We start from the raw sequence: 21648 nt of genomic DNA on the forward strand, positions 1-21648 counted from the left end.
GGCGATCGACCCGGGGATGGGATGCCTATGGATCAGGCCGCCAGCCCGGCGCGGACCGTCATCCTGACCGTGGATGACGACCCGGGTGTGTCGCGTGCCGTCGCCCGTGACCTGCGGCGACGCTATGGCGCGTCGTATCGCGTCGTACGCGCGGAGTCCGGCGAGTCCGCCCTTGCCGCCCTGCGCGAACTGAAGCTGCGCGGCGGCCCCGTCGCGGTGATCCTGGCCGACTACCGGATGCCGAAGATGAACGGCATCGAGTTCCTCGAGCAGGCCATCGACATCTACCCCGGCGCCCGGCGGGTGCTGCTGACCGCGTACGCGGACACCAACGCGGCCATCGACGCGATCAACGTCGTCGACCTCGACCACTACCTCCTCAAGCCCTGGGAGCCGCCCGAGGAGAAGCTGTACCCGGTCCTCGACGATCTCCTGCAGGCATGGCGGGCCACCGATCACCGGCCGGTCCCCATCACCAAGATCGTCGGACACCGCTGGTCGGCGCGCTCGTCGGCCGTACGGGAGTTCTTGGCCCGCAACCAGGTGCCGTACCGCTGGTACTCGTCCGACGATCCGGAAGGCCGCCGGCTGCTGTGTGCCGCGGGCCAGGACGGCCTGCGGCTCCCGCTGGTGGTCACTCCGGACGGCACGGCCCTCGTCGAGCCCGAGGACCGGGAACTCGCCGCCCACGTCGGCCTCGCGACGACCCCGGCAACCGACTTCTACGACCTCGTCATCATCGGTGGCGGACCGGCCGGTCTGGGAGCGGCGGTGTACGGAGCCTCCGAGGGCCTGCGGACCGTCCTCGTGGAACGCTCCGCGACCGGAGGCCAGGCAGGTCAGAGCTCGCGCATAGAGAACTATCTCGGCTTTCCCGACGGCGTGTCCGGGGCGCAGCTCACCGACCGGGCCCGGCGGCAGGCGGCGAAGTTCGGCGCCGAGATTCTGACCGCGCGCGAGGTCACCGGGCTGGAGATCAATGGCGCGGCGCGCGTGGTCCGGTTCTCGGACGGCTCCGCCGTCGCCGCGCACTCCGTGATTCTCGCGACCGGCGTGTCGTACCGACAACTGGACGCACCTCACGTGCCCGAGTTGACCGGCTGCGGAGTGTTCTACGGCTCGGCCCTGACCGAAGCGGCCGCATGCCAAGGCCATGACGTGTACATCGTCGGTGGCGCGAACTCCGCCGGCCAGGCCGCGATATACCTGGCCCGGAGCGCCAAGTCGGTCACCCTACTGGTGCGTAAACCGTCCTTGTCCGCCTCGATGTCGCACTACCTCGTCCAGCAGGTCGAGGAGACGCCCACGATCTCCGTGCGCACCAACACGGTCGTCGACGACGTCCACGGTTCGCATCAACTGGAACAGATCACCCTGCGCGACACGACGACCGGCCACACCGAACTCGTCGACGCCCAGTGGATGTTCGTCTTCATCGGCGCGGCCCCGCTGACCGACTGGCTGGCGGGCTCGGTGCTCCGGGACTCCCGCGGGTTCATCCTGACCGGCCCCGATCTGACCGCGGACGGACGCCCGCCGGCCGACTGGGAGTTGGACCGGCCGCCCTACCACCTGGAAACGAACGTCCCCGGCGTGTTCGTGGCCGGCGACGCCCGCGCCGAGTCCGCCAAGCGTGTCGCTTCCGCAGTCGGAGAGGGCGCCATGGCGGTCATGCTCGTGCACCGATATCTGGAGCAGTCATGAACGGCCGGTCGATGCCGTGCAGTCAGGAGGAACTCGGCTCGCTGTTCCTGTTCGAGAAGCTGTCCCCCGACCAGCTCGCCCGGCTCTGCCGCGAAGGCCGGGTGGAGGAGTTCCAACCCGGGCCCGTGTACGGGGAGGGCGAGGCCGCCACGTGCTTCTACGTGCTCCTCGAAGGGACCGTCGTCCTCTCGCGCCGGATCGGGGACTACGACGTGGAGGTCAGCCGCAGCTCCAGCCGCGGGGTGTACGCGGGAGCCTTCCAGTCCTACCTGGGTGACCGCCTGCGGCAGGTGTACAACAGCTCCCTGCGTGTCACCGAGCCCTCACGCTTCTTCGTACTGCCCGCGGAGACCTTCGCCGCGATCATGCGCGAGTGGTTTCCCATGGCCGTGCACCTGCTGGAGGGCCTCTTCTTCGGAGTCAAGAGCGCCCAGGAGGCCGTCGGCCAGCGGGAACGGCTCCTGGCTCTCGGGTCGTTGTCCGCAGGGCTGACCCACGAGCTGAACAATCCCGCCGCCGCGGCCGTGCGGGCCACCTCCGCGCTTCGCGAGCGGGTGGCCGGAATGCGCCACAAGCTCGGCATCATCGCGGCCGGCCCGTACCGGCGCGACAGCCTGGAGACGCTCGTCGACGTCCAGGAACGCACGGCCGAGCGCGTTGCCAAGACCCTCACCCTGAGCCCGCTGGAAGCCGCGGACCGGGAGGACGCCGTCTCCGACTGGCTGGAGGACCACGGCATCGGGGACGGATGGCAGCTCGCACCGACCTTCGCACAGGCCGGCCTCGACACCGACTGGCTGGACCAGATCGCCGCAGCCGTGGACCGGGACACCCTCGAAGGCGCCGTGCGGTGGCTCAACTACACCGTGGAAACCGAACTGTTGATGAACGAGATCGAGGAGTCGACCAACCGTATCTCGGCCCTCGTCACCGCGGCCAAGCAGTACTCGCAACTCGGCCGGGCGCCCCACCAGGTCGCGGACGTGCATGAACTGCTGGACAGCACCCTGCTGATGGTGTCCGCGAAGATCGGCCCCCACATCACCGTCGTCAAGGACTACGACCGCAGCCTGCCGAAGATCCCGGCCTACCCCGGCGAACTCAACCAGGTATGGACGAACCTGATCGACAACGCCGTCTCGGCGATGAACAGTACCGGCGCCGGCGGCACGTTGACCGTACGCACCGCGCGTGAGGGGGACCATCTCCTCGTCGAGTTCCGCGACACCGGTCCCGGAGTCCCCGCGGAGATCCGCGACCGGGTCTTCGACCCGTTCTTCACCACCAAGCCGGTGGGGGAGGGGACAGGCCTCGGCTTGGACATCTCATGGCGCATCGTCGTCAACAAACACCGAGGAGACCTGCGGTTCCACTCCGTCCCCGGCGACACCCGCTTCCAGGTGCGCCTCCCGCTGGCCTCCGCCGACCCCCGTGCCCCACAGGAGCCGTCATGACTTCCCCGAACCGAATCGACGCCTCGGTCCCACCCAGCGGAACCGGTTGCGTCGAGTGCGACGCCGGCGGCGGCTGGTGGTTCCACCTGCGACGCTGCGCACAGTGCGGCCACATCGGCTGTTGCGACGACTCGCCCGCCAAGCACGCGACGGCCCACGCGCGGGCCACCGGTCACCCGGTGATCCGCAGCTTCGAACCGGGCGAGACCTGGTTCTGGGACTACGAGACCTCACAGATGTACGCCTCGGGACCGCAGCTGGCTCCCCCGGAGAGCCACCCGGCTGATCAGCCCACCCCCGGCCCCGCGGGACGAGTCCCGGAGGACTGGGCCGACCGTCTGGGATAGGCAGCGGGGCTGCCGACGGCGCGACGTCCTCGGAAGGAGCCGGTCCGCCTGGAACGGTGCGGTGGACTCTGGTGGACTCTGCACGCAGCCGCCTTCTCCTCTTGGCACACCGACGGTCGCCACGCCCCGGGCTCCCCGCCACGGTGCGCTTCCGCCGTCGTACACACCGTGGAATCACGCGGCCTGACGGGCGATAACCTTGAGCGCCCGAGGGAGCGGGCCGGTCGACCCAGGGGGAACGAAGAGTGGCGGAAGACAGACAGGCTCCGGTCCTGGTCGGCCGGCAGCGGGAGACGGAGGTGCTCACCGCGGCCCTGGTCCAGGCAGAGGACGGTGCGAGCGGCTCCACGGTGCTGCTGCGCGGCGAAGCCGGCATGGGCAAGAGCACGCTGCTGGCCTGGGCGGCGCGCGCGGCGCGCGAGCGCGGATTCACCGTCCTGCGGGCGGTCGGCGCCGAGGCGGAGACGGACCTCGCGTTCGGGGCGCTCCACCAGGCCTTCTGGTTGCTGCTCCAACGTTCGGGCGCCCTCTCGGTCCACCAGCGGCACGCCTTGGAAAGCGCGCTCGGTATCCGGCCCGGAACCCCGAGCGGGTTCGCCGTCGGCGCCGCCGCGCTGGCGCTGCTGGACGAGGCCGTGCGGACCGCCCCCGTGCTGCTCCTCCTGGACGACCTGCACTGGATCGACTCGTCGAGCGCGACCGTCTTCGCCTTCCTCCAGCGGCGCTGCGCCGATCTGCCGCTGGTGATCGTCGGAGCCAGCCGCCCGGACGGCCCGCCCGCCCAGACCTGGTCGGCCGAGGCCGTCGACGTACGGGCGTTGCCTCGGGCGGAGGCAGCCCTGCTGCTGGCCGCCTGCCACCCCGAACTGGCGGCGACCACCCGGGACCGGGTCCTGGCGGAGGCGGCCGGCAACCCCCTGGCGATGATGGAGTTGCCGAGGCAGCTGACGGCAGACCAGCAGCGAGGCGTCGCTCCGCTGCCGGTGTTGCTACCCCTGGGGCGGAAGCTGGAGCGGATGTTCGCCGACCGGCTGGCCGCGATGACACCGGAGGCCGGGCGCCTCCTCCTGCTGGGTGCCCTGGCCACCGACCGGGAGTTCACCAGCGGGGCATGGCTGCGCGCCGTCGCGGACGAGGAGGTACGAGAGACCCTGGAGCGGCTCGAAGCGGACGGCCTGGCCCGGCTCGACGCGGCCGGTCACCTGGTGTTCCGTCACCCCCTGGTCCGTACCGCAGTGGTGTGGGCAGCCTCCGACACCGCGCGCCGCGAGGCCCACCGCACCCTGGCGGCAGCCCTCGCACCGGACGACCCCCGACGGCTGGTCCACGAGGCGTCGGCCGCGCTGCCACCGGACGAGGACCTCGCCCACCGCCTCCAACAGGCCGGCCGCGACCTCGCCCGCCGCGGCGGCGACGCGGAGGGCGCACTCCTGCTGGAGCGCGCCGCGGTCCTCAGCCCCAGCTCCTGCGATCGCGCCCGTCGGCTCACCTGGGCCGCGGTGATGGCGGCCCGCGGCGGGCAGCTGCGTCACGCCGCCGCCCTCGTCGACGAACTGAAGGCCAGCACGGTTCCGCAGGACGTCGCACCGCTCTTCGCCTACGCGGTGGTCTACGTCGATCAGAGCCACCGGATCGACTTCGAGTCCTCCGCCGCGTTGCTGCCCGCCGCCCTCGACGCGTTGACGGCGCCGGGCGCCGACGCCTTCGGCGGACTGGTGGAGCAGGTCTACTTCAAGCTGCTGCTGGCGGCCACCTACACAGACGATCCCTGCGCGTGGCGGGCTCTGGAACGGCACCGGGAGCACGTGTCCGAGGCGGGCCGGCTCTGCCTGCGGGCCTGGACCGACCCGGGCCCGGACATGGCGACCGCGTTACGGGCGGCGGCCGATGGCATGACGCAGGAGCAGGAGGCAGGCGCGGCCTGGCTCCTGCTGTGGACCGCCTCGGCGCTCGACTGCCCCGAGGGCGACCTGTGGCAGCGCCTCACCGGGCTGCACGGCTACGCCACCCAGGGCTCGGTGGCGAAGGCCAAGTGCCACCAGGACTTCCTGCTCGGCCACTGGGACCAGGCGGGCGTCAGCCTGCGCGAGGCAGAGATCGCGGACGAACTCGGCTACCACTGCAACGCTTTGATGCTCCGTCAGTGCCACGCCCACTTCTTGGCCGGGCGGGGCGACGAGGCCGCACTGCGGGAGGTCGAAGCGGCCATCAGGCCGACCGCCAGCCGCGCCCGGATGCGGTACGTGCTCGACCGCCTGACCCACCTGCGCGGCCTGGCCGCGCTCGCCCACGGTCGCTATGAGGACGCCTACGCGCAGTTCTGCGAGCTCACCCCGCCCGGGCGACTGCCCAGCGGTCCCCCCTGGCACCACGGACTGGTCTTCGACCTGGTGACGGCCGCCGTGCACACCGGCCGTCTTGCGGAGGCACGGCGACACGTCGAGGCGGGGCGGACGGCACGCTCCGCGGAGATCTCCGGCCGGCACGCCTTCCTCCTCGCGGCCGCCACCGCCGCGGCCGCCGAGGACGATGACGACGACGAGGTCGAGGCCGCCTACCGCGCCGCGTATGCCGTACCGGGCGCCGAGCAGTGGGCGTTCGACCTCGCCCGCCTGCGGCTCGCCCACGGCTCGTGGCTGCGCCGGCGCCACCGGCCCGGGGCCCGGGAGGTGCTGCGCGTGGCGCACCACGTGTTCCACCGCCTCCAAGCGGACCCCTGGGCGCGGCGGTGCGAGGAGGAACTGCGGGCCGCCGGTGAACCGGTGACGCCGTCGCAGGGCGGGCCGGTGCCGGAGTCGGCCATGCTGACCGGCCAGGAGCTGCGCATCGCCCGCCTGGCCGCGACCGGCCTGAGCAACAAGGAGATAGGCCAGCGGCTCCGGCTGTCGCCCCGCACCGTCGCGGCCCACCTCTACAAGATCTTCCCCAAGCTCGGCATCACCTCGCGGGCCGCGCTCGCCCATGCCCTCGGCACCCGCTGACCTGTCCGCGCGCCCGCCGGGCCCTGCGACGCCGCCACGGGACGGCAGTCAGATGACCTAACCCGCCGCCGCGCCCCCGGGCCACGCTGACTGCGCAGGACTTCGGAGGAAGGGCGGTCAGGTTGGACTCGCAGGTGAAGACCGAGTCGGTCGCGGACGAGGACCAGGCGGCGTCCTGGGGCGAGGCGATATCGCGGACGCTGGTGCCGGTGGAGGTGGTCCCGCTCACCGGGCAGCCGTTCGACGGGAGCCTGGTGTCGCGCCGGCTCGGATACGTGCGGATCTCGACGCTGGAGGCGGACGCCGCCCGAGTGTCGCGCACGGCCGCCCTGATCGCGCAGGCCCCGCATGCCGAGCCGCAGGTCGGAGTCGGGGTGCAGGCGTCGGGCCGGGCCGTACTGGAGCAGGACGGGCGCCGGGCGGAGGTGCCGCCGGGCGGGCTCGCGCTGTACGACGCGACACGGCCGTACTCCGTCGACTACCCGGAGCGTTTTCGCACCCATCTGTTCCATCTGCCGCTTCGGCTGTCGGGCGTGCCGGAGCGCGATCTGCGGCACGCGGCGGGCACGGCCGTCGGTCCCATGGACGGATGCGGGGCGGTGCTGTCGTCCTTCCTCGGCACCCTGGCCGCGTCCGCGCACTCCCTCCCCGCTGCGGTCGGCGACCGGCTGGCGGGCAGCGTGGCCGACCTCGTGAGCGCGCTCGTCGCCCAACTGGCCGTCGGACGAGCGGCGGACGGGCCGGCCGGCCCGAACGAGCACCTGGTCCGACGGGTGCGGCAGTACATCGACCACCATCTGGACGACCCGAAACTGACGCCCGAGCGGATCGCGGGTGCCCACCAGATCTCGGTGAGGTACCTGCACCGACTGTTCGAGGGCGAGGACGTGACGGTGTGCCGGCTCATCCGGCAGCGCCGCCTGGAGGCGTGCGCCCGCGAACTGGGCCGCGGCGGCCGTACGGCGCCGACCGTGTCGGCCGTCGCCCAGCGGTGGGGCTTCGCCGACCCGGCGCACTTCAGCCGGACCTTCCGCGCCGCCTACGGCGTCCCGCCGCACGAATGGCGCGCGCGGCGGTCCGACGACCCCCGCTGACACATCACCGAACCGCCCGCCGGCGGCCGTGAGTCGAGCCCTCCGCGGCGGTCTTCCTTCCGGGGCTCGACCGGTCGCTCGGCGACGCGGCCTGCCGCGGCCGGCTGGCCCGGGAGTGCGCCTCGGGCACCGCCGAGGCCGATCCGGACGCCGTGCACGGGTGCCTCCTGCTCGACACGTTCCGCCCCACCGGCGCCGCCCGGACCGCGCCGTCCCGGCCCGCCACCGTGCACGTCGTCCTGCCCCACCCCTCCCGGCGAGCCCCTGCTCCCGGTGAGCCCTGACCGAGAATCCTGCGAGGAGTGCTGATGTCCGTCGTTCTCGACACCGCCGAGGTACCGCCCGCCGATCGGGCCGCGTACTGGCACGAGGCCGTCTCCGGTACCTTCATCCCGCTGGACGTGTCGCTGCTCGAAGCCGCGCCCGCGCCCGCGACCCTCACCAGCCACCGCCTGGGCACCCTCCAGGTCTCCGTGGTCCAGGCCGGGCCGCAACGGGTCGAGCGCAGCGGGAGGCTGATCGCCCGCGGCGGGGAGGACCACCTCACGCTGGCGCTCCAGCACCGCGGCACCGCGCGGCTGGTCCAGGCAGGCCGCCAGGTGGAGCTGCGACCGGGCACCTTCGCGATCTCCGACGCCGGGCAGCCGTTCGCCAAGGAACTGGCGGAGCCCTTCGCCTTCACGGCCTTCCACTGGCCCCGGTCGGCCGTGGGCGTCTCCGAGGAGGACCTGCGGGTGCTCACCGCGACGGCCTTCGACACCGGCAGCGGCACCGCCCGACTGGTGGCCGCCTACCTGGAACGCCTCTCCCGGGCGGCCGACTTACTGGAGCCGTGCCCGGCCGGCCGGCTCGCCACCACGGCCCTGGACCTGCTCGCGGTGCTCGCCCACGAACGCCGCGGCCGGCCGGTTCCGGAGGCGCCCGAGGCGGCCCTCGCGACCCTGGCGCGGGTGAAGGACCACATCCTGCGGCACCTGGGCGACCCGGACCTGACGCCGGAGCGCATCGCGGCCGCCCACCACGTCTCGGTGCGATATCTGCACAAGCTCTTCCGCTTCGAGGGCGTGACGGTGGCCCGCTGGATCCAGCGCCAGCGGCTGGACATGTGCCGGCGGGACCTCGCCCGTCCGACGGCGGGGCGGGCGACCGTGGCCGCGGTGGCGGGCCGCTGGGGCTTCGTGAGCGCCAGTCACTTCAGCCGCGCGTTCCGGGCCGCCTACGGGGTCTGCCCGCGTGAGTGGCAGGCAGGCGAGGGGGCGGGCCGCCCGCCGGGGACGAGCGCGACCCGCCCCGGTGCCGGTCACCGGTCGGCGTGGATCTCCGCGACATAGCCGCCCGGGAACCGCACCATCGCGCTGTCCCGGCCGCTGACCGAGACCGGCCCCCACAGCACCGAAGCGCCGGCGGCCTTCGCCCGCCTCAGGGTCGCGCCGAGGTCGGGCACGCCGTAGCCGGTGAGCTCCCGGCCGAACGGGTACGGCAGGTGACCGTCCGTCACCGTGACCGTGGTGGTGCCGAAGCCGGAGGTGAGGCGCAGGAGCCGGTACGTCGTACCGGGCAGGCCGATGGCGGCGCCGTCGGCCTGCCGGTCGTCGGAGACGATCCGGCCGTCGGTGAAGGAGAGGTAGCTCCGCAGGAAGGCGCGCACCGCGTCCGGCGACAGGTAGAGCCGGTTCTCGGGCACGCTCACCAGGTCGGGGTAGGACGGCGGAGCGGTGTGCACATAGAGCTGGGCGCTGACCCCGCCGGGGAACTGGACGACGGCGTCCCGGCCGATCGGATCGGCGAAGGGCGCCACGGTCACGGCCGCGCCGTCGGCCCTGGCGGCCCGCACCGCCTGGTCGAGATCGGTCACCAGCCAGCCGGTGCGCTCGGTGCCGAACGGGTACGGCACGGGCGTGGTGAAGTCGAACACCGACAGCGTGCCCACCGGGGAGAGCACCAGCTCGGACAGCGTCCGGCTGGGCGTGGGCGTCACCTGGGTCGCGGTCGGCCCGATCGTGGTGCCGCCGAAAGTGGCCACCCAACTCGCCACGAACGCCTGCTCCGTGCCCGGCGCCACGTAGACGTGGGTGGAGTCGTACTGCGGGCCGACGGCGAACTGCCGGTGCGAGACCGGCGGCCTCGTCGGGGTGCTCTGGGCCACCGAGGCGGTGGGGAGCGCCGTCAGCGTGGCGATCGCCACCACCAACGGGACCGCCCGGCGGGCCAAGCGGTGCTTCATGAGGGACCTCCCGGTCGTCGTGCGCGCCCCGGCTTCCGCCGTGCCGATGGTCGGGCGCGGGTCTGGTACTGGGCGGAGGAATCGGTCGGTGGTGGGGCGGATACGGAGGTACTCAGGCCGCCGGCGGGGCCCAGTGGGCGTCGGGGGCCGAGACCCGGTGGGCGGTCACCGAGGTGACCAGGAGCAGCAGTGCGGCCAGCCCGAGCGCCAGGGTGAGCCGCCCGTGCAGGACCAGCGCCGCGCCCGCGACGCCGCCGAGCAGCATCGCCAGCGCGGAGAGGATCCGTCGCCCCTGGCGCGGTCCAGCAGCCCCGGCCGGTGCCGAATCGGCGGCGAGGCCGGTCAGGGTGAGGGTGAGCACGGTGGTGGTCAGGTCGGGCACACCGAGCCGACGGGCCACGGAGTTCTGCAGACCCATGCCCAGTCCCAGCAGGACGATCAAGGCGTAGGGGGCGCCGCCGGCCGCGGCAGTGACGGCCGCCACGGCCGTCAGGAACGTCTGGACGCCGCTGGCCATGGCCAGCAGGCGCCCGCGGTGGGTCGCCGTTCTGTTGCCCAGCCGCCCGCCGGCGAGCGCACCGGTGAGGAAGGACGCCAGCGAGACGAGCGAAGCCGTGGCCGACAGACCTGCGGCTCCCGCCAGGGCGAACCCCAGGAAGACCACGTTGCCGGTCATGTTGGCCACGAAGACGTGCCCGAGACCGAGGTAGCTCACCGCGTCCACCACCCCGGTGGCCACGGTCAGCAGCAGCATCAGCGGCGGCAGCGGGCCGTGCCGGTCCGTCCGCGGCGGGACGAGCGTGCGGAGGGCGTCAGTCAGCAGGGCGCGCAACGGCCTTTCCTTCCTCGGGTGTTGCCGGACGGCGCAGGACCGCCCGGCTGAGCAGCCCGCTCGACGGGCCGAGCACGAGGGCCACGATCGACAGCCACATCGGCCAGGCCGTCAGGCCGACCGCGTGGTCGGCGGACCAACGTCCCGGCCCGGTGAGGGCGAGCGCTCCCGACACGACGACCAGCACGAGCGGGTACTCGTAGCCGTCGTCCTGCACCCAGAGCCCGTGCGGCAGTTTGACGGTGGCCGCCACCGTCATGACGCCCATGGCGACCATGGCCGCCAGCGGGGTGAGTGCGCCCAGGGCCAGGAACAGGCCCGCACCGATCTGCCCGGTGCCTGCGGCGAGGGCGGTGAGCGGCCCGCCGCGGAACCCGTCGTGCCGGAACTCCTCCGTCCCGCCGACGAGGCCGTGGCCCCCGAGGCGGTAGCTCACCTTCTGCACTCCGTGCCCGGCGATGAGCAGGCCCACCACCACCCGGAGGATCAGCAGTCCGGTATCCATCGTGTCCTGTTCCCGTCCCTGGTTGTGTCCCTGATGCGGAGTCGGCGCGCGGGCCGGGTCAGCCCGCGGCGTGTTCGCCGATGACGGCCTGCGCGTAGACGACTCCCAGGCCGTACGCGTCGGCGTGTTCCTTGACGATCTCCGTGACGGCGCCGTAGGTCTCCGTACGGGCCCAGTCGCGCTGGAGCTCCAGCAGCACCTGCAACCAGGTGACGGGCACGGCGCCGGCCTGCGTCATCCGCTGGATGGCGTGCTCGTGGGCCGTTGGGGAGACGCCACCGGAGGCGTCGGCGACGACGTAGACCTGATAGCCCTGGTCGATCATGGAAAGCACCGGCAGGACCAGGCAGACCTCGGTCCACAGCCCTGCGATGACGACCCTGCCGCGGCCGGTGGCCTTGACCGCCTCGACGAGGGCCGGGTCCTCCCAGGCGTTCATCGAGGTGCGGTCGATGGGCTTGGCGTCGGGGAACACCGCCTGGAGCTGCGGCAGGAGCGGTCCGGAGAAGGACTCGGCGGCCACGGTGGTCAGGATCGCCGGCACGTCGAAGGCCCTGGCGGCCTTGGCGAGGCCGACGGTGGCGTTGATGATCGCGGTCCGGTCGCCGCTGCCGGTGCCGAAGAACATCTGCGGCTGGTGGTCCACGAACAGCATCACGGCGTTGTCCGGGGTGAGCAGGTCCGGGCTCGGAGTGGCGCTGACCTGGGTGAGGTCGACCATGACGGGTTCCTTACGTTGTAGGTGGGTTGGTCCTGCGCACGGTGATCCGTGGAGGAAATCGGGAGGGGCGGTCCGGGGGGCCGCGTCAGAGGAGGAAGCACGGGTCGAAGGGCTGGTGGTGCTCCGTGGCCAGGCCGCGTCCGACGCGCCATTGGCGGTACAGCTCCGACTCCGCGACGACCTGCCCGAGCAACTCCGCCTGGCGGGCCCCCGCGCCGACGGCTCCGGTACGGGCACGGCGGCCGTTGTGGTAGCCGCCGAAGTGGGCGACCGGGCTCCATCCGGGGCTGACCGCCGGCAACTCCTCGTCCATTCCCTCGTACTCGGCCGCCGCGTGGACGATCCGGCCGCCGACGACCGTCAGCAGGGACTCGATGTGCGGGATCTCCGGCTCGGGCACGGTGAAGTAGTCGTCGGACAGCACCGCCAGGTCGCCGTAACAGCCCGGTCGCAGCACGCCCTTGACGTCCTGCTCGCCGGTCAGCGCCGCGCCCGCGGTGGTGTACATCGCCAGCGCCGTCTCCCGGTCCACCCGGTTCTGCGGCGGCCGCACCGCCAGGCCGCCGACCGTACGGCCGGAGACCAGCCAGTGCAGGGCGACCCAGGGGTTGTAGGAGGACACCCGGGTGGCGTCCGTGCCGGCGGCCACGGTCAGCCCGCGCTCCAACATCGCGCGGATCGGCGGGGCTTCCGCGGCGGCCCCGAGGCCGTACCGGCGGGTGAACATCTCACCCTGGAAGGACAGCCGGTTCTGCACGGAGAGCGAGCCGCCGAGCGCCGCGATGCGGTCCAGACTGTCCCGGGAGACGGTCTCCGCGTGGTCGAAGAGCCACCGGCTCCCGGCGGGGAAGAGTCCCTCGGCGGCGAGCTTCTCGAACACCGCCAGGTCGCGGCGGATCGTCTCGTCGTAGGTCGCGTGCAGCCGGAAGCCCCAGCCGTGCTCCATGAGCAGCCGGACGGCCTTCTCGAACTCGCCCTCATATGCGGCGAGTTCGGGTCTCGGCTCGGCGAAGTTCTCGAAGTCGGCGGCAGCCCAGGTCAGGTTCTCGCCGGCGCCGTTCAGCCGCAGCCACGCGTCGCCGTCCCCGGGGCGGACCGTTTCGACCCAGCGGGTGAGATCGTCGAGTTCCTGGCCCGGGGTCTGCGGGAACAGGTGATAGGCGATGCGCAGCGAGAGGTGACCGTCCCGCGCGAGCTCGGTCACCGTGCCGTAGTTCTCGGGAAAGCTCTGGAACCCGCCGGCCGCGTCGATCGCGGAGGTCAGTCCAAAACGATTGAGCTCGCGCAGGAAGTGCCGGGTGGACGTCTTGCGCTCCTCGCCCTCCAGCGCCGGGGCCTTGGCGAGCGTGGAATAGAGGATCAGGGCGCTCGGGGCGGCCAGCAGCATGCCGTTGGGCTCACCGTTCCGGCCCCGGACGATCTGGCCGCCACTCGGGTCGGGGGTGCTCCTGGTGCAGCCGACGGCCTTCAGCGCGGCGCGGTTGAGGATCGCCGACTGGTAGAGATGGAGAACGAACACCGGGGTGTCCGGCGCAGCCTCGTTCAGTTCGGCGGGCGTCGGGAGCCGCCGCTCGGCGAACTGCTCGGACGACCAGCCGCCGACGACGCGCACCCACTGCCCCTTGGGGGTGCGGGCGGCCTGCTCCCGCAGCATCGCCAGGGCCTGGCGCAGCGAGGTCACGCCGTCCCAGCGCAGTTCCAGGACGTAGTTGAGACCGCCCCGGATCACGTGCAGATGCGAGTCGTTGAGACCGGGCACCACACGCCGGCCCAGCGCGTCGACCACGGTGGTGGACGGTCCGACGACCGGGGCGACGTCCGCGTCGTCCCCCACGACCGTGATCAGGCCGTCGCGGAGGGCGAGGGCGCCGGCCTGCGGCCTGCGGACGTCTCCGGTGAAGATCTTCGCGTTGCGGACGACGACGTCAGCGGCGTCCTCGACCGCGCGGGGAACCAGCCCGCTGACCGGCATTGCAGGCACCTCGACAGCCTCCTGTGACGGGGATCGGGTCGCGCGAAGTGGAACGGCGACCAGGACGGTCGAGCGGGCCGGCTACAGACCGGCCCGCTCGCACCCATGGCAGGACGGTAGAGCCGCCTCCGGTGCCGGACTTGGCTCACAGCGCACCGCTTCCGGTCCCAGAGCGCACCCGTCGGCAGACCGCCTCCGGACGGCGTGAAGCCCCGGTCCCCCCGCATCCGGCAGGATCGGGGGAGGACCGGGGCTTCGGTAGGGGACGGACGCGTCGCCGTTTCGTTCACGCGGTCACTTCGCCGGGCGGCGGGTTCACCTCCCCGCCGCGCGGCCGCTCATCGGCACGCCCTCGATCGCGACGTACCCGGGGGAGGCCGGCGCCCGGCACCGCACGGTTCTGACGGATGGGCAGACCACCGCCGCGATCCGGGTGGCTCACCCTCGGCCTTGTGCGGATGTCACCGGCCGGTGCCCTCCTGTGCCCCGCACCCGGAGCTCGTCGCGGAGCCCGCCTCCCCGCGCGCGGCCCGCAGGATCGCGCGACGGATGGGCTCATAGCCGGTGCACCGGCAGATGTTGGAACCGACCAGGGCGTCGACGCGCTCCGGGTCCTCACCGAGGGCGGGATCGGCCGCCAGCGCCCCGGCGGCCACCATGAGGAACCCCGGGGTGCAGAAACCGCACTGCAGGGCGTGTTCGGCGGAGAACGCACGCTGGAGCGGATGCGGCTCGCCGCCCGGCCCGGCAAGCCCTTCCACGGTGCACACCGAGCTGCCGTCGCACTGCACGGCGAACATGAGGCAGGAGCGGACCGCCGCACCGTCCACCAGTACCGTGCACGCCCCGCACACGCCGTGCTCGCAGCCCAGGTGGGTGCCGGTCAGCCGGCAGTCCTCCCGCAGTACGTCGGCGAGGACACGGCGAGGCTCGACGCCGAGCCGGTACACCGTGCCGTTGACGGTGAGAGTGATCCTCATGCGTGTCCTCCCTCGGGTCCGGCGACGCGTGACCGCTGGTCCTGAGCCGCCTGACAGAGCGTCCTGGCGACCAGGACCGCAACGGCCTGGCGCTTGTACTCGACATCGGCGTACGGCTCCGCCACGGGAGCGGCGTCCTGTGCCGCGGCGATCCGGCCCGCCCGGGCGAACGGATGGCGGTCGGGCAGCCGATATCCGTCCACGGACGTTCCGGCCTCGGCGCCGAGCAGCGACTGCTCGGCCGCGCGGGCCCGCACCGGCCGGTCGGCGCAGTTGGCCAGGCCGATGCGCGCCTCGTCGATCACCCCGTCGCGTACGGTCAGCGTGGCGGCGACGGCCACCTGGGCGAAGCAGAAGTGCGTGCGCCGATGCTCAAGGAAGCCGACCCCGGTGTCGTCACCGAGCAACGGGAACCGCACCGCGGTGAGGAGCTCATCCGGTCGGCGTGCGGTCCGGTGCGGGCCGTGGAAGTAGTCGCCAGCCGCCACCGTGCGCCCGCCCTCCAGGGAGCGCAGCTCGATGCCGGCGTCCAGCGCGGTGCCGACGGCACACCACTCCGAGGCGGGGTGCGCCCAGGCGAAGCTGCCTGCCATCGTGCCGCGCGAACGGATGGGCGGATGGGCGATGTTGACCACGGCGCGGGCGAACAGCGCGCCGAGCGGGCCCGGCACGGACTGCGCCGTCTCGAAGGCGCCGTGGCGGACCAGGGCGCCCACCCGCAGCGTGGTGCCGTCCGTCCCCATCCGGTCGAGCTCGGCGACGCGGTTGATGTCGACCACCAGCCCGGGGCGCACGCGTTGCAGGCGCATATCGAGGATCAGGCTCTGCCCGCCGGCGAGCACCTGGGCCTTGCCACGGGCGGCACCGAGCACCGCGACGGCCTCGGGCACCGTGGTCGGCACGACATAGTCGAAGGCAGCCGGCTTCACCGGACCTCCTCCCATTTCGGGGCACGGGCCGCCCGCCAGACCACATCCGGGGTGAGCGGCATCTGCAACAGGTCCGGATCGGCGATCCGCAAGGCGTCGGCCACGGCGTTGACGATCGCGGCCGGAGTGCCGATGCACCCCGACTCGCCCGCGCCCTTCGCGCCCAGCGGTGTGCCTGGGCCCGGTGTGCAGGTGCCCCTGATCTCGATGGGCGGCACCTCGGTGAACGTGGGCAGCAGATAGTCCAGCAGACCCGAGGCCACCCTCGGTACACCGTCGTCGTAGGGAATTCCCTCGTACAGTGCCTGGCCGATGCCCTGCACCGCCGACCCGAGAGCCTGCCCGCGCACGAGCGTGGGATTGAGCACCACTCCGCAGTCGTCCACGGCCACCACCCGCAACAGGCGCACGGTGCCCAACTCCGGATCGACCTCGGCCACCGCCACGTGGGCGCCGAACGGGAAGGCCATTCCCGCCTCGAACCGGTCGTCCACCCGCAGTGGCCCGGTGGCCTGCACCAGTTCGGCCAGGCCCATGGCCACCGAGCTGTCCTTGGCGGCGTGCACGGCGCCCTCGGACCAGCCCACCTCGTCGACCGACACCGCCCACAGCCGCGCGGCCCGCTCCCGCGCCTCGTCGATGAGCAGCCGCGAGGCGTGCTGCAGCATCGCGCCGGCCACCTGGGCGGAACGGCTGGCGAAGGAGCCCAGGCCCTCGGGTTGCCGGTCGGTGTCTCCTTCGACCAGCCGGACCCGCCCCTGGTCCACTCCCAGCGTTTTGGCGACCAGCGCGGAGAAGACGGTCTCGTGGCCCTGACCGCTGGGGGCCGCGCCGCACCGGGCGGTGACCGCACCGTCCGACCCGGCCTCGATGCCGCCGAACTCGTGGAGCCCACCGGGCTCACCGCCGGAGCGTTCCACGTAGCAGGACAGGCCGATGCCCAGCGGCAGGGCGTCCGGGTCCGTCCGACGCCGGGCCTGCTCCGCCCGCCATGTGCCGTAGTCGAGGGTCTCCAGCGCCAGATCGAGCGCGGCGGCGTAGTTCCCACTGTCGTAGCACCGACCGGTGGGTGTCCGGTACGGGAAGCTGTCGGGCGGGATGAAATTGCGCCGGCGCAGCTCCGCCGGATCCATGCCCAGTCGACGGGCCATCACGTCCATCGCCCGCTCCAACGCGATCGTCGCCTCAGGGCGCCCGGCGCCACGATAGGGATACGTCACCATCGTGTTGGTCAGTACCGAGCGAACCGTCGCGTGCACCCTGGGAGTGGCGTACGGGCCGGTCGCCATCCAGGCGGTCTGCATCGGCAGCCCCACCCCGAGGTGGGGATAGGCACCCACGTCGGCGTCGATGCTCAACTCGTATCCGAGCAAACGCCCGTCGGCGTCAGCGGCCAGTCGGACCCGCTGGTCCTGCCCCCGGCCGCGGGTCGCGACCAGCATGGACTCCAGCCGGTCCTCGATCCACCGTACTGCCCGGCCCAGCTGCACCGCGAGGCAGGCGACCACGACGAACTCCGGGAACGCCGCGCTCTTCGATCCGAACGCCCCACCGGTGTCAGGAACCACCACGCGCACCCGGTCGACCGACCACCCGAGCAGTGACGCCAGTTCACGCCGCAGCCGATGAGGCATCTGATGCCCCGACCACACCGTCAGCCGGTCTCCCTCGGGCACGGCGAGGATCGTCCGGCACTCCATCGGTGTGGGCATGAGCAGTTGCTGGCGGTAGCGGCCCTCCACCACCACCGCAGCCCCCTGCCAGACCGATTCCTCGATCGGCTGCCCGGCCTCCCCCTGAAAGGCGATGTTGCTCAGACCGTCGAACAGCCGGACCGCATCCGCCGCCGCGGCGGACGGCGTCACCACCGCGGGCAGCGGATCGATCCGGAAGGACACCTCGGCCGCCCCGTCCTCGGCCCGGTAGCGGTCCTCGCCCAGCACCACCGCCACGGCCTCACCCGCGTACCGCACCCGGTCCCTCGCCAGGGCCGGCCACTCGCGGCCGGCCACGGCTTCCTCCGTGGACAACCTGGCGAGCAAGGCATGGGGCACCGGAGGAAGCCCCGTCCGGCCGGATGCCGCCGGGCCACGCGAGGGAGGCTCCGACAGGTCCGCGGCGGACCAAGCTCCCACGACCCCCGGCACGTTACGGGCGGCGGCGCAATCCACCTCACGCACCGTGCCATGGCCCACCTCGCTTCGTACGAACACCGCGTCCAGACAGCCCGGCACCTCGATGTCGGCGACGTAGCGGCCTCGGCCGGTCAGCAGCCGTTCATCCTCACGTCTGGTCCATTGCTCCACGACTGCACCTCCGCGATGCGTGCTGCGCGCAGGGAAGATGATCGTCCGTCAGCCCCGTGTGAGCGCGAACGCCCCCACCGGCACGGATGTCTGGGCGCGCTGGGGAAAACGACAGTACGGTCCGTCCGGCACGATGAGGTGGGCAACACACGGAGCGGTGCGCGGTGGGGACGGACCTGGTGCACCGTGGGACAAGGTCCCGGCGGCAGCACAGCCGGTCACGATGCGGCGGAGCCGTCCTCGGTACCTGTCGGTAGCGCGACGGCGTGGCGGGGCATCATGGAGAACGGGACCCAGGCGCCGCCCGCAGCCAGCTGGGCGGCAGTCCGTCGACGGCAACGTGTAACTGGTCGGACTCGAACGCGCAGGACTGATCGACGGCTGTCACGCTCAGGCCGTGCGTGACGCATGGTGTGCGTGACTGCGCATGCAGACAGGCGTACACGCGTGAACCCACTCCTCATAGAGGACCACGCGCAGTGCTGAAAGGCCGCACATACCCAAATCGCTGAAGTGGTGCATGGGGTGGGCGGTATCCTGGGGGTTCCGTCAGGGGCCGTCTTCAAAGGTCGCCGAGTGGTGGATCGCGGTGGGGTGATTCGTCGCCATGAACTGGCCGACGCTGAAGGGGAATTCGTCTGTCGGCTGCTGCCCCGGTCGGAGTGGGGACGGAAGCGGCTGGACGGCCGGATGGTTCGCAGCGGGATGGTGCGGAAGTTCCGGGCGGGGACGGGTTGACAACCGGTCGCTGTTCCCGATGGCTTGGCCAGGACGATGGTCGGGCAGGCGAGTTCGGGGCTGCACGGGCTGCACGGGCTGCACGGGCTGCACGGGCTGCACGGGCTGCACGGGCTGCACGGGCTGCACGGTCTGCACGGGCTGCCGGCTCCCGCGGCGGCATACAGGCCGACCGGACGCGGTGGGCGCGTGAGCGGCCGAACTGCGCCCGTGGTGCTGCCCCCCTCGCTGCGTGCCTGGCTCGGGCCGATTGCGGCCCTCGCCGCGCTGGTGGTCGTCGTGCTCGGGGTGTTGTACGGCGACGGCCGCAAGCCCGGCACGGTGGATGCGTGGGTCGGGGCGGCGGTGGACGGTGTGGGGCCGTCGTGGCGGCACGTCGCGCTGGCCATGGACTTCTTGGGGGAGCCCGCCGGATCGGCGACGCTGGTCGTGGCCGCCGTGGCGGGCTGTCTGCTGCTCAGGCGTCCGCGCGCAGCGGTGTTCGCGGTTGCCGGGACCAGCCTGCCGGTGGGGACCGCGACGCTGACCAAGTCCCTGGTGGGACGCACCATCCACGGCGACAACCTGTCCTACCCGAGCGGGCACACCGCCTTCCTCACCGCGCTCTCCCTCGTGGTGGCGCTGCTCGTGACCGGCCGGCTCGGCCTCGGCCGGGCGGCCGGCACCCTGCTGGTGTGCGCCGCGGGGCTGGTGGCCGGCGGCGCGATGGGATGGGCGCAGGTCGCCCTGGGCGCGCACTACCCGACCGACGTCCTCGGCGGCTGGTGCACCGCGCTGGCGGTGACGCCGGCGACCGCGTGGCTGGTCGACCGGGCGGCCGACTGGCTGGTCGATCGGACGGCCGACGCCGGTCGATGGGAACGTCGTTGACGTCACGTCACGTCACGTCACGTCACGTCACGTCACGTCACGTCACGTCACGTCACGGCAAGCGGCGGAAGACGGGCTTCACCGGCCGCCCGCCCAGCCAGGGGGTGGGGTCGGCGGCGTCCAGTGCCTTCCGGTACACCGCACATGCCTGGGCCACCACCTCGACGGTGCGGTCGATGTCGGCGTCGTCGAGCGCGCTGCTCACCACGAACGACGGGGCCAGCACGCCGCCCGCGAGGAGTCGGCGCAGGAACAGGGTGCGGTACTGCTGCGACGGCTGCCGGTTCTCGTCGAGGGTGGCGAAGACCAGGTTGCTGGCCCGGCCCCGGACGACGACGTGGTCGCCCACGCCCATGCTCGCCGCGGCGTCGCGGACACCGGCGGCCAACCGCTCGCCGAGGGCGTGCAGTTGCGCGGTGATCCCCTCCTCGGTGTAGGTGGCCTGCACGGCCATCGCGGCCGCCAGGGAGTGCGTTTCCGCGCCGTGCGTGGTGGACAGCAGGAACACCCGGTCGTGGGAGTGCCGCAGCCCACCCCGCTCCATCAGCTCGCGGCGTCCGGCCAGCGCGGAGACGGCGAACCCGTTGCCCAGCGCCTTGCCGAACGTGGAGAGGTCGGGGACGACGCCGTACAGGCCCTGGGCGCCCGCCTCGGACCAGCGGCAGCCGGTGATCATCTCGTCGAAGATCAGGACGCAGCCGTGCCGGTCGGCCAGTCGGCGCAGGCCCGCGAGGTAGCCGGGAGTGGGGTCTGTCGTGCCCGAACGCGGTTGAGGGCTCGGGGAAGGCTCGGTCCGGCCCGTGGGTTCGAGGATCAGGCAGGCGATCTCGCCGTGATGACGGGTCAGCAATTCTTCCGTGGCGGCCAGGTCCCCGTACGGGAACGTCACGGTGAGTTCGGTGGTCGCCGTCGGAATGCCGGCGGACATCGGCGTGGTGCCGATGAACCAGTCGTCGACGGAGAAGAACGGCTGGTCGCCGCAGACGGCCACCCTGGGGCGCCCGGTGACGGCGCGGGCGAGGCGCACCGCGGCGGTGGTGGCGTCCGAGCCGTTCTTCGTGAACTTCACCATCTCGGCGGTGGGCACCGTGGCCAGGAAGCGTTCCGCGGCCTCGACCTCCATGAGGGACGGCCGCACGAAGTTGCTGCCGCGATCGAGTTCGCGCCGCACCGCCTCGATCACGCGGGGGTGGGCGTGCCCGAGGCTGACCGACCGCAGTCCGGAGCCGTACTCGACGTAGCGGTTGCCGTCGACGTCCCACACGTGGGCACCGCGGCCGTGGCTGATGACCGGGGCGAGGTTCTCGGGGTACTGGTCGTCGCCCTTGGCGTAGGTGTGCGCGCCCCCGGGGATCAGGGCGTGCAGCCGCTCGTTCGCCTGCCGCGACCGGGTCAGGGGGAGTGATTCGATGTCTTCGGTGGTCACGCCGACCTCAACTCTCGTTTCGTTTCCGGGCGTCGGCGAGGCTCGGCGCCTCCCGGTCCCGCTGGGACATCGAGGTGACCGGCAGCGGCCAGGCAATGGCGAGCTCCGGGTCGTCGAAGGCGATCGTCACGTCCTCGGCCGGATCGTGCGGACGGTCGATCCGGTACGAGGTGTCGGCGGTCCCGGTCAGCGCCTGGAAGCCGTGCGCGCACCCCGCCGGGATGTACAGGGTCGTCTGCGTCGCGTCGGACAGCTCGAAGAAGGCCCGGCCCAGGTAGGTCGGGGAATCCGGCCGCAGGTCCACGACGACGTCGAAGATCCTCCCGGACGAGCAGCGCACCAGTTTGGCCTCGCCGGCGCCGGAGCGCAGGTGCAGGCCGCGCAGCACGCCCCGGGCCGAGCGGGAGACGCTGTCCTGGACGAAGGCGTGCGGGTCGAGGCCCACCGAGCGGAGCACGTCGGCGTCGAAGGTGCGGCAGAAGAAGCCGCGCTCGTCGGCATACGGCGTCGGCTCGAACAGGTACGCACCGGCGATCGCCGGGACTTCGGTCGCTGTCATGCCGGG

The 21648-nt window shown here is 72.6% G+C and carries 17 protein-coding genes; 7 read left to right on the top strand and 10 right to left on the bottom strand.

Going from position 1 to position 21648, the window contains the following annotated elements; genetic code table 11:
• Positions 1-27 precede the first annotated feature (27 nt).
• The 6 genes from ACIQE0_RS24525 to ACIQE0_RS24550 all read left to right on the top strand — a co-directional run bounded on the left by ACIQE0_RS24525 (position 28) and on the right by ACIQE0_RS24550 (position 8911).
• Positions 28-1704, top strand: a complete 1677-nt coding sequence (locus ACIQE0_RS24525; RefSeq protein WP_402335887.1) for an FAD-dependent oxidoreductase — start codon at positions 28-30, stop codon at positions 1702-1704.
• Positions 1701-3158, top strand: a complete 1458-nt coding sequence (locus tag ACIQE0_RS24530; RefSeq protein WP_402335890.1) for an ATP-binding protein — start codon at positions 1701-1703, stop codon at positions 3156-3158. The genes ACIQE0_RS24525 and ACIQE0_RS24530 overlap by 4 nt, the downstream gene beginning before the upstream one ends.
• The gene (locus ACIQE0_RS24535) at positions 3155-3505 is read left to right on the top strand and encodes a UBP-type zinc finger domain-containing protein (RefSeq protein ID WP_366337062.1); all 351 of its coding nucleotides are present in this window, start codon (positions 3155-3157) and stop codon (positions 3503-3505) included. Before ACIQE0_RS24530 ends, ACIQE0_RS24535 begins: the two co-directional genes overlap by 4 nt.
• 245 nt (positions 3506-3750) lie before the next feature.
• Entirely contained in the window at positions 3751-6486 is a 2736-nt protein-coding gene (locus ACIQE0_RS24540) for a BREX system ATP-binding domain-containing protein (RefSeq protein WP_402335895.1), read from the top strand.
• A 122-nt stretch (positions 6487-6608) separates the two neighbouring features.
• Positions 6609-7580, top strand: a complete 972-nt coding sequence (locus tag ACIQE0_RS24545; RefSeq protein WP_402335898.1) for a helix-turn-helix domain-containing protein — start codon at positions 6609-6611, stop codon at positions 7578-7580.
• A gap of 308 nt (positions 7581-7888) precedes the next feature.
• Positions 7889-8911 (top strand): helix-turn-helix domain-containing protein, encoded by a 1023-nt coding sequence (locus ACIQE0_RS24550; protein WP_402335901.1) that lies wholly within the window; start codon positions 7889-7891, stop codon positions 8909-8911.
• Here the strand turns inward: ACIQE0_RS24550 and ACIQE0_RS24555 are convergent.
• The 8 genes from ACIQE0_RS24555 to ACIQE0_RS24590 form a co-directional block, all read right to left on the bottom strand.
• A complete protein-coding gene (locus ACIQE0_RS24555) occupies positions 8881-9804 on the bottom strand; it encodes a glyoxalase (RefSeq protein WP_366337071.1) in 924 nt (307 codons plus the stop codon). The two genes, ACIQE0_RS24550 and ACIQE0_RS24555, sit on opposite strands and share 31 nt — an antisense overlap.
• Positions 9805-9916: 112 nt before the next feature.
• On the bottom strand, positions 9917-10636 hold the full coding sequence (locus ACIQE0_RS24560) for a YoaK family protein (RefSeq protein ID WP_366337073.1): 720 nt from the start codon (positions 10634-10636) through the stop codon (positions 9917-9919).
• Positions 10617-11141, bottom strand: coding sequence for a DoxX family protein (locus ACIQE0_RS24565; protein ID WP_402335904.1), 525 nt, complete (start codon positions 11139-11141; stop codon positions 10617-10619). Before ACIQE0_RS24565 ends, ACIQE0_RS24560 begins: the two co-directional genes overlap by 20 nt.
• Before the next feature lie 58 nt (positions 11142-11199).
• A complete protein-coding gene (locus tag ACIQE0_RS24570; protein WP_402335907.1) occupies positions 11200-11862 on the bottom strand; it encodes a hydrolase in 663 nt (220 codons plus the stop codon).
• A gap of 85 nt (positions 11863-11947) precedes the next feature.
• Positions 11948-13834, bottom strand: a complete 1887-nt coding sequence (locus tag ACIQE0_RS24575) for an amidohydrolase (RefSeq protein ID WP_402336116.1) — start codon at positions 13832-13834, stop codon at positions 11948-11950.
• A gap of 461 nt (positions 13835-14295) precedes the next feature.
• Positions 14296-14814, bottom strand: a complete 519-nt coding sequence (locus tag ACIQE0_RS24580) for a (2Fe-2S)-binding protein (RefSeq protein WP_402335910.1) — start codon at positions 14812-14814, stop codon at positions 14296-14298.
• A complete protein-coding gene (locus ACIQE0_RS24585; RefSeq protein ID WP_402335913.1) occupies positions 14811-15743 on the bottom strand; it encodes an FAD binding domain-containing protein in 933 nt (310 codons plus the stop codon). Before ACIQE0_RS24585 ends, ACIQE0_RS24580 begins: the two co-directional genes overlap by 4 nt.
• Positions 15740-18049, bottom strand: coding sequence for a xanthine dehydrogenase family protein molybdopterin-binding subunit (locus ACIQE0_RS24590; protein ID WP_402335915.1), 2310 nt, complete (start codon positions 18047-18049; stop codon positions 15740-15742). The genes ACIQE0_RS24585 and ACIQE0_RS24590 overlap by 4 nt, the downstream gene beginning before the upstream one ends.
• Before the next feature lie 927 nt (positions 18050-18976).
• Here ACIQE0_RS24590 and ACIQE0_RS24595 point away from each other — a divergent pair.
• The gene (locus tag ACIQE0_RS24595; RefSeq protein WP_402336119.1) at positions 18977-19657 is read left to right on the top strand and encodes a phosphatase PAP2 family protein; all 681 of its coding nucleotides are present in this window, start codon (positions 18977-18979) and stop codon (positions 19655-19657) included.
• Positions 19658-19709: 52 nt separating this feature from the next.
• Here the strand turns inward: ACIQE0_RS24595 and ACIQE0_RS24600 are convergent, their stop codons facing one another.
• Entirely contained in the window at positions 19710-21083 is a 1374-nt protein-coding gene (locus tag ACIQE0_RS24600) for a glutamate-1-semialdehyde 2,1-aminomutase (RefSeq protein WP_402335918.1), read from the bottom strand.
• A gap of 7 nt (positions 21084-21090) precedes the next feature.
• Complete coding sequence (locus tag ACIQE0_RS24605) at positions 21091-21642, bottom strand: dTDP-4-dehydrorhamnose 3,5-epimerase family protein (RefSeq protein WP_402335921.1); 552 nt, start codon at positions 21640-21642, stop codon at positions 21091-21093.
• Between the last annotated feature and the right edge of the window lie 6 nt (positions 21643-21648).

The organism is Streptomyces sp. NPDC093097 (assembly GCF_044754325.1).
Lineage (GTDB): Bacteria > Actinomycetota > Actinomycetes > Streptomycetales > Streptomycetaceae > Streptomyces.